Source organism: Mucilaginibacter sp. P5_A4 (genome assembly GCF_056400605.1).
Map to the genome: position 1 here is coordinate 63,032 of NZ_JBFUKX010000031.1, position 8,720 is coordinate 71,751.

Sequence of the window (8,720 nt, forward strand, 5' to 3'; positions counted from 1 at the left end):
ATGATGCTTCCTGCATCAGATAATTCTCCTAAAATATTAACTTTTTAAAGTTTTAAGAAATATTCAGAAAAATCTAACAGTTGATCTTCGTTAAAATGTTTAGTCAATAATTGTAATCCTAACGGCAAACCCTGACTATTATTGCCAGCTGGCAATGATATAGCGGGCACCCCGGCTAATGATGCTTGTACGGTAAAAATGTCATAAAGATACGTTATCACCGGATCTTTTTCTTCGGCACCTATCGAAAATGCGGGTTCGGGCGCTGTTGGAACTAAAATAAAATCGTATTCATCCAGGATTTCCACTGTCTTTTCCTTGATAAGGCGGCGTACTTTTTGCGCCTTGGCATAGTACGCATCATAATAACCTGCGCTTAAAACAAAAGTCCCCAGCATTATACGCCGTTTTACCTCTTTGCCAAACCCTTCGGACCGGGAACGTTTGTACGTTGATTGCAGATCATCTGCCGCCGGGCTTCGGTAACCATAATGTACACCATCAAAACGCGCCAGGTTTGATGAGGCTTCGGCTGTGGCCAGTATATAATAGGTTGGTACCAGGTAATCCAGTTGCTCAAAAGCGATAGGTTTTACGGTATGCCCTTCTGCACGTAATTTATCAATATATTTTACCAGCACATCCTTTACTTCGCCATCCACACCCGGGCTTGATATAGACTCCTGCAAATAGGCTATCTTTTTCTTTTCCGGTTTTTCGGTGCTGACAGTAAAAGACGACACCGGTTGCTGTATCAAAGTATTATCATATTCATCGGGACCGGCCATAACCTCGTACAGCAAGGCAGCATCCTCAACAGAACGGGTAATAGGGCCAACCTGGTCAAATGATGAAGCATAGGCAATTATACCATGCCTGGAAATACGGCCATAAGTAGGTTTAAAGCCAATTACACCACAAAATGATGCCGGCTGCCTTACCGAGCCTCCGGTATCGGTACCTATTGCAGCATGGCACATATTGGCCTGCACCGCAACTGCCGATCCGCCTGATGAGCCCCCAGAAACCCTCTTTTGATCTGCATAGTTTTTTACCGGGCCGTAATAGGAGTTTTCGTTTGAGCCGCCCATGGCAAATTCGTCGCAGTTACAGCGGCCTATTATCACAACATCCTGGGCAAGCAGGCGCTCAACTATGGTTGATGAATATATGGAAGTAAACCCTTTAAGAATTTTGGATGACGCAGTTACCTGGTGCCCTTTATAGCAAATGTTATCCTTTATAGCGATAACCATACCGGCCAGCTTACCGGCAGTACCATTTTTTATGCGTTCATCAACATTTTTAGCATTAATTAATGCTTCATTTTCAAATACCTCATTAAAAGCATTTAAATGGGCGTTCTTTTTAATCTCGTCCAAATAATTTTTAACAAGACCCTGAACAGTAATTTCCCCACGCTGCAACCCGCTCTTTATTTCAGTTAAAGAGGAATAAAATTTAGCCATGGGGCTAAAATAAAAAAACTTATCCGTTGAAATAAGAAATTATTTAACAGATAAGTTTATATCTTAAATAAAGCGGCAAAACGGTTAAGCCTTAAGGTATTAAACCTTAGGTTTTTCCTCGGTGCTGCCGTCCTGGTTTTGTGCGTCTTTAAATTCTTTAACGCCTTTTCCTAAACCTCTCATTAGTTCGGGTATTTTTTTACCGCCAAACAGTAAGAGTATTGCCATGATGATCAGAATAATTTCTGGTGCCCCTAAACCCATAATTTCTAAGTTTTATATAAATTAATATTGTTGTTATGATAGAATTCTTTTTTATGCTGCTTTACTTAGCAGTTATTAATGTTTATTAAGGTCGATCTTTGACTCAGTAACCGGCTCCTCATCACTACTTACGTGAATATCCGAAACCGGGATTGTGTACGGAACTTTATTTTCGGCGATAACCGGGTTTGGATGTTGTTCCACACTCTCGGCAACCGGTGTTTCATCAACCGGATGTTCTTCCATAAGTGGTTGCTCATGTTCTTCAATTACCGGTTTTGTAGTAGTTACTTCGCTTTTATCATTAAAACTATTTATCTGGTTGTTAATCTCTCGTTTAACATCCTCTGATGCATCTTTAAAATCACGGATCCCCTTACCAAGGGTACGCGCCATACCAGGAAGCTTTTCGCCTCCAAAAAGCATTAATGCTGCAAAAAGTATCAGTACCATCTCGCCTGTACCAATATTTAAAAATAAAAAAACTGTACTTAACATAGCATTTTTTTTAGGTTACAAATATAAACAATTTAAATATCTTATGGTTTACAACTAATTAGGCGCCAGCCATAATTTAGGATTCATTGGCTCTTTAACTTTATAAACGTCAAAATTCACCTCGGTTTCACCTGTTGACGGATCGGTGGCAACTACGCCTAAAGCTTGTTTGGTACTTACCTTTTGTCCGCGCGCCACACTTACCGATCGTAAGTTGCCATAAACTGTAAAATACTCGCCATGCTTTATCATTACTAAATATGTACCGCTCACATCAACTACCCTTATCACCTCGCCGTCAAAAACCGCCCTCACCGCGCTGCCGGCATTTGTACGGATGTCAACTCCGGTATTTTCACTTCTGATCCCTTCGGATGTATACACACCAAACCCCTGGGTTATAACTCCATTTGAAACGGGCCATGGCAACCGGCCTTTGTTACCTAAAAAGTCATTTGAAAGCTTAGCCGCCTCGGGCGTGGCGTTCAAATAGCTTGAACTGGTTCGCACTACAGGCTTAGCTGCTACGGGCGCCGGCCTGTTTTCGGCCTTTGCCTTGGCGGCAGCTATCCTTGCTGCTTCTCTTGCCTCGGCTTCGGCCTTTCGCTGGGCTTCTTCAATTTCCCGGCGTATAGCAGCGCTAATCTCCCGGTTGGTTTTAGCAATTTTGTTTTGCACATCCCGCTGCTGCTGCTTTAGCTGGCCTTCATGCTGCGAAAGATCTTTTACAACTTTTACCTGGCTATTCTTCTCTTTACCCAGGGTTTCTTTTTCTTTTTGCTGATCTACCAGCAAAGTGCTTTTTTCCTGTTTGGTTCTGTCAAGTTCGTTTATTTTTACATGCAGTTCTTTTTGTGTACCCTGTATGTAACCAGCCTGCCGCTCACGATAGGTACCAAACTGTTGTAAATACTTTAAACGTTTGTAGGCCTGGTTAAAATCTTTAGAAGCAAAAATAAACATCAGTTTATTATAAGCACTTTGATTGCGATACGCAAAAAGCACCATAGCTGCATATTCTTTTTTTAGCTGATCCAATTGGCTTTGTAAACTGTGTACGGTATTATTACTCTCGGAGATCTGGTTATCTAAATTTCTTACTTCGGAGTTGATAATATTGATCTTTTCTTCACGAAGGCTGATCTGCGCCTTTAACAGGCTTAATTGTTTTAGGGTAGCCCTTTTATTGCTTGAAGTTTCCTGGTAATCCTTATTAAGCTGTTCCAACTCTTCAGATAATTTATCGCGCCTTCGCTTTAATTCCTGACTGCTTTGGGCATGCACATCAACCGCGATAAATACTGCTATAATAAAGAGAGCTGCTTTTAAAAATTTCATCAAACAAAAATAGGAATTATTTGGACGGCTCATACCTGTCAGGAATACTAAATGGATACTCCTGTTGCTGATCAAAATCAACCTTGGTATAATGCAGGTTTACTTTTATTTTTTTATCTTTTACTACCGATGCGATATTTATTTGCGATGGCAGGATACGGTTATTGGCCTGTATAAAGGTGTTATTAGCAACTTGTAATGATTGCCCCTGGCTTTGGCTATCCAGGTTTGTTTGTGTAACTTTATTATCGGCCCCAATAACAAGTTTATAAACCAGGTCTTCAAGATCACCGCTCAAGGTGGTATTTCCGGTCACGGTAGTAATATCTGCTTTTTCATTAAGCAATTCGGGAATGGCGTTACCTACTAATAATGATTCAAGTGTTTTATAATTAACCTGTTTGCTGGCGTACGTATACACGTAGCTAAATGGTCGTTTAAGGTATACACCATCCAACCTGTTTATCAGCAGTATGCTATCAGGTGTAATAACTGCACGCGCAACTTCAACGCCCAGTATAGCTGTAATAGATACCCATATTTTTTTATCCTTACTGATGCGTATATTCAGCGTTACATCATTGCTATTGCCATTAATATCCAGGTTAGTTTTTGCCTTACCGGCAAACGTGTTAAAATTTAACTGCTGGGCCCTTATCGCGGCAAGTTTGCTGGCTTTACTATCTACGGCTTTTACTGCCGCATCGGCTTTACGGGCAACTAAAACCTGTTTACGGGCTTTACAACTTACCATTGCAAGTAAGCAGCAAACTACCAGTAATTTATTCAATATATTTCTTTTCATTTATTTTACGATCTAAAACCGGGGATTGCTCTCCGTAGCCTTTGGCTTTCTTCCAGTTTTGCACGGCAGCATCGGTATTACCTAAGTAAAACAAAATATCGCCATAATGTTCATATTTAACTGCACTATTATCCTTATCGTGCGCCAATGCCTTCTCCATCCACAATTTAGCCTCCGGATATTTCTTTTGCATAAATAATATCCATGCATAGGTATCTTCAAACGACGCTGTATTAGGCTGCAATTGGTTAGACCGGGCCGACATTTGCACCGCCTTATCTAAAGCTTCATTTCTTAACGATAAATAGTATGCATAATTGTTTAGGGTATAAGCATTATCAGGATTAACAGCCAAGGACTTATCATAAGCGTCATCAGAGCTTTTATTATTTTTCAGGTCGTGATAACAATCTCCTAATAAAGAAAAACTTAGCGAAAGTAGTTCCTTATCCTGAATTTCTAATGAAGTTGCATTTTTAACATAACCCAGCGCTTTGTTAAAATCTTTCTTCTGCGCCCATGCCACGCCTACCAGGTAATTCATCCAGGCCTGGTTAGGGAATAATGAAAGCGCGTTTTCACCATCCTTAACAGCGCTTTCCAAATCGTTTTGACTTAGTTCAATGCGTACCAGTTGTTCATGTACGGCGTATACCTGCCCATCCAGTTCAATTGATCTTTTGTAAGCCGCTTTGCCTTCTTTCAACTTATCGCTTTGCAGCAACATATCGCCATACATGGCAAAGGCTTTACTATCGCTTGTATGCGTAATAGTTAATATCCTGCTTAATTCAAGGGCGCTTGCTTTAGCATTGGGATCTGGAAATTTGGGGTAGTAACCTGTAATTATTCTTATTTTTTGGTCGATATTAACGTCCGGTATCGCAAAGGCCAATTTAAGCTCATTAAAACAAGCATCGTTATTTTTTTTATCACGATAAATATCGGCAAGCGCCAGGTGAACCATCCCGTTAGCAGCATCCATTTTTTCGGCCTGTAATAAAACCTTTAAAGCTTTATCGCCTAATCCATTGGAATTATATATTTCTGATAACAGCAAATAATAACGCATCTGGCCGGGATTGGCAGCTATAGCTTTTTCAATATCGCCGGCGGCCTGGTCAATCTTACCTTGTTTTAGATAGATTTTTTCGCGATTGCCCAGCAGATCGTCAGTCATACCGGTAATTTGCTCCAACTGGTCGTAAACTTTTAGTGCATCATCATACCGTTTCAATTGCAGGTAAGTGTTGGCCTTATCAAAATAATAATCGGGTTTATCCGGATTAATATGAATAAGCTGATTAAATACATTTTCGAGTTTGCCAAAATTGTTGCTTTTTTCGTAGCTATCAGCAAGCGCTACCCAGTACCATTCGTTATCGGGCTTTATTGCAACCGCACGCTCCAGCAGCGGCTGGGCACCGGCATAATCATTCTGTATTTTTTTAAGATTGGCCAATTCATAAAGCGAGGCATCGTTTTGCGGATCTGCCTGGATTACGCGCTCAAACAATTCAGAAGCATGCTTCAAATTTTCAACCGTTTTTTCGCGCAGCGCCGAAAAGAACAACTGTTTAACCTCCATACTATCGAGTGAGGTCATGGGTTTCGAAGCAGTTTGCTTTTGAGCCAAAACAGGGTTTTGGAGAAAAAGGACAAAGGACAAAAGGCAAAAGACAACGCCTCTATTATAAGCGCCAATCCTGTTTTTTGAACCATATTTTAATCCCGTATTCTGCATTTTCTTATCTAAGTTAACCTTTCACCCCTCTATTTGCTCCTCTACTTCAGGCCAATTCCTGTGTGTCCAAATCCCCCTTCGCCCCGGGTAGTATCGTTTAATACCTCTACCTCGTGCCAGTTCACGGTTTCATGTTTAGCTACCACCATCTGGGCTATCCTATCGCCGTTATTAATTTCAAACACATCAGCACCCAGGTTAATAAGCAGGACCTTTATCTCGCCCCTGTAATCGGCATCAATAGTTCCGGGCGAATTTACAATGCCGATACCGTGTTTAAATGCCAGGCCACTTCGGGGTCTTATCTGTGCTTCAAAACCAACCGGCAATTCAATATGTAAACCTGTTGGTACCAGTTTACGTTCCATTGGTTTAAGCAGGATAGTTTCCTCAACGCTGGCCCGCAGATCCATACCCGCGGCATGGGCTGTTTCATAAGCAGGTAAACTATTTTTCGATCTGTTAATTATCCTGATGGTCATCTTTTAAATATAATTTTTAATTCGTTGCGTTCAAAATAAAATGCGGCTAAAGCAAATAACAGAAAAAGCCCGTTACCCACAAATATATTCCTGTTGAATACCGTGAACGATAAAAACACCAGCACCACTGATACTATAATATAAGCCAGGTTCTTTTTCAGATTATAGGGGATTGGGTAGTTTTTTTGCCCCCACAAGTATGATAGCACCATCATTGTAGCATAAGCCGCCAAGGATATCCAGGCCGAGGCCATATAACTGTATTTTGGAATAAAGAACCAATTTAAAGTAATGGTTAATATAGCGCCGATACCCGATATATATAATCCGTATTTGGTTTGATCTGACAGTTTATACCAAACTGACAGGTTCATGTAAATGCCTAAACTTAAGTACCCAAACAGCAGTAACGGCACCACACCCAAACCCGACCAGTATATGTTATCGGCTGTATGTTTGCCAAAAATAATCACCGCTAAAATATTAACGTTTGCAGTAAGCGCTACGCATATCAAAGCAACAGTAATTACAAAATAAGTCATGATACGGGCATATGTTTCGCCTGCATTTTTATTTTTTGAATGACTAAAAAAGAAGGGTTCGGCACCTAAACGGAAAGCCTGTACAAAAATACTCAGGAACAAAGCTATTTTAGCGCATGTTCCGTAAATGCCAACCTGCTGATCACCAATGGCATGCGGAAGCATTTGCTTAAGCATTACCTTATCTATTGATTCGTTGATGATGAATGAAATATTTGCGATCAATATAGGCCAGCTGTATACAAACATTTCTTTGAATATAAACAGATCAAACTTAAGTTTCAGCTTTAATATTTCTGGTAACAGCAAAAAGATGGTTAGTATACTGGCTATGGCGTTGGCTAAAAAAACATAGCCAACCCAATGCGGCCTGTACCAGCTTGCTATCCATTGCGCGCCCGGCAGTTGGTGATTAATTATAAATGGCAGGCCAAACAGGAAAAACAAATTAAGCAGCATTACAAACAAAATGTTAGTACACTTAATAAAGGCATATTTAACAGGTCTTCCGTCTGCACGGATCTTAGCGAATGGGATTACGCAAAAAGCATCGGCAACCAGTATGATGAGAAAATTTTTAACATAAAAAGTGTAGTCTGCATGGTCCTTAGTCACTCCCGCCTGTGTATATTCAATAATGTTATCCAAAAAAAGAAAACTGAACAATAGGAAAACTAATGAAACTGCTATAACTGCACCAAAAGCGTTATTATAAACCTGCTGCTTATTATCAGATTTTTTTTGCAGATACCTGAAATAGGTTGTTTCCATGCCAAATGCCAGTATCGCATTAACAATAGAAGCATTACCATACAAGGTTGTGAAAATACCAAGGCCACCTACAGGCAGCGTTCGGGTGTAAATTGGCGTAAGCACAAAATATATCATCCGGGAAATGATGGTGCTTAGACCGTATATGGCTGTTTGCCCTGCAAACTTTTTAGCGGTTGACAATGTATTTATTTAATGAGGTAAATGATAAAGCCCGTAATAATTATAAGCGCTTTTTTACAACCTCAAAATTACGATAGTTTTTTAATTCGTCCTCATGGGTTTCAACAGAAGTAACCTGGGCATCTTCCGGCCCTTCGTTACACCAATCTATAAACATTTCAATGATTGTATCGTCGGCTTCGGCTTCAATGTAAACATCGCCATTGGGTTCATTTTTAACAAAGCCCCTCACGCCCAGCTGATCAGCTACCGCCTTGGTTGCTTTACGATAAAATACACCCTGAACTTTGCCTTTAACTATAATATTGAGATGTTTCATCAATTTGAGGATTTGGTAATTTGAAAATTCAGCTGTAAAGTTCTTCATTTTCAAATTACCAAATCTTCAAATTTTCAAATTAAATTAATCTCTTAACTTTTGATTCGGGTGTTATCTTCAAGCCATCCAAACCTGTTATTAAATTAAGGCCAGGTGTTTTCCCTGGCTGTAATGAGCCTTTCTCGTCATCAATACCCAGAAACTCTGCCCCGTTAAGCGTGCCCCATTCTATTAACCGCTGTGTACTTATTGCAGGAAATTTTTTTTGAATAGTGCGCATTTCGCTCAGCATACACAGACTATTG

General features: G+C 40.2%; 10 protein-coding genes. All 10 read right to left on the reverse strand.

All coding sequences use genetic code 11. From position 1 onward, the window contains the following. Positions 1 to 44: 44 nt before the first annotated feature. Entirely contained in the window at positions 45 to 1,469 is a 1,425-nt protein-coding gene (gatA, locus tag AC1DQW_RS17830) for an Asp-tRNA(Asn)/Glu-tRNA(Gln) amidotransferase subunit GatA (RefSeq protein WP_477455321.1), read from the reverse strand. Between the two features lie 99 nt (positions 1,470 to 1,568). Then, positions 1,569 to 1,733, reverse strand: a complete 165-nt coding sequence (gene tatA / locus AC1DQW_RS17835; protein ID WP_295721341.1) for a twin-arginine translocase TatA/TatE family subunit — start codon at positions 1,731 to 1,733, stop codon at positions 1,569 to 1,571. A 75-nt stretch (positions 1,734 to 1,808) separates the two neighbouring features. After that, positions 1,809 to 2,231: a Sec-independent protein translocase subunit TatA/TatB gene (locus tag AC1DQW_RS17840; protein WP_477413799.1), complete on the reverse strand. Its 423-nt coding sequence runs from the start codon at positions 2,229 to 2,231 to the stop codon at positions 1,809 to 1,811. Positions 2,232 to 2,285: 54 nt separating this feature from the next. Beyond that, positions 2,286 to 3,569 (reverse strand): murein hydrolase activator EnvC family protein, encoded by a 1,284-nt coding sequence (locus AC1DQW_RS17845; RefSeq protein WP_477401383.1) that lies wholly within the window; start codon positions 3,567 to 3,569, stop codon positions 2,286 to 2,288. Between the two features lie 16 nt (positions 3,570 to 3,585). Beyond that, a complete protein-coding gene (lolB1, locus tag AC1DQW_RS17850) occupies positions 3,586 to 4,374 on the reverse strand; it encodes a lipoprotein insertase outer membrane protein LolB1 (protein WP_477455322.1) in 789 nt (262 codons plus the stop codon). Next, complete coding sequence (locus AC1DQW_RS17855) at positions 4,352 to 5,980, reverse strand: tetratricopeptide repeat protein (protein ID WP_477455323.1); 1,629 nt, start codon at positions 5,978 to 5,980, stop codon at positions 4,352 to 4,354. Before AC1DQW_RS17855 ends, lolB1 begins: the two co-directional genes overlap by 23 nt. Positions 5,981 to 6,159: 179 nt before the next feature. Beyond that, positions 6,160 to 6,600 (reverse strand): dUTP diphosphatase, encoded by a 441-nt coding sequence (gene dut, locus AC1DQW_RS17860; RefSeq protein WP_477413805.1) that lies wholly within the window; start codon positions 6,598 to 6,600, stop codon positions 6,160 to 6,162. Then, positions 6,597 to 8,096, reverse strand: a complete 1,500-nt coding sequence (locus AC1DQW_RS17865; protein ID WP_477455324.1) for a lipopolysaccharide biosynthesis protein — start codon at positions 8,094 to 8,096, stop codon at positions 6,597 to 6,599. Before AC1DQW_RS17865 ends, dut begins: the two co-directional genes overlap by 4 nt. 40 nt (positions 8,097 to 8,136) lie before the next feature. Then, on the reverse strand, positions 8,137 to 8,415 hold the full coding sequence (locus AC1DQW_RS17870) for an acylphosphatase (protein WP_477401377.1): 279 nt from the start codon (positions 8,413 to 8,415) through the stop codon (positions 8,137 to 8,139). A 79-nt stretch (positions 8,416 to 8,494) separates the two neighbouring features. Further along, positions 8,495 to 8,720, reverse strand: a 226-nt coding sequence (locus AC1DQW_RS17875) for an amidohydrolase family protein (RefSeq protein ID WP_477455325.1), incomplete at its 5' end; no start/stop codon positions are given.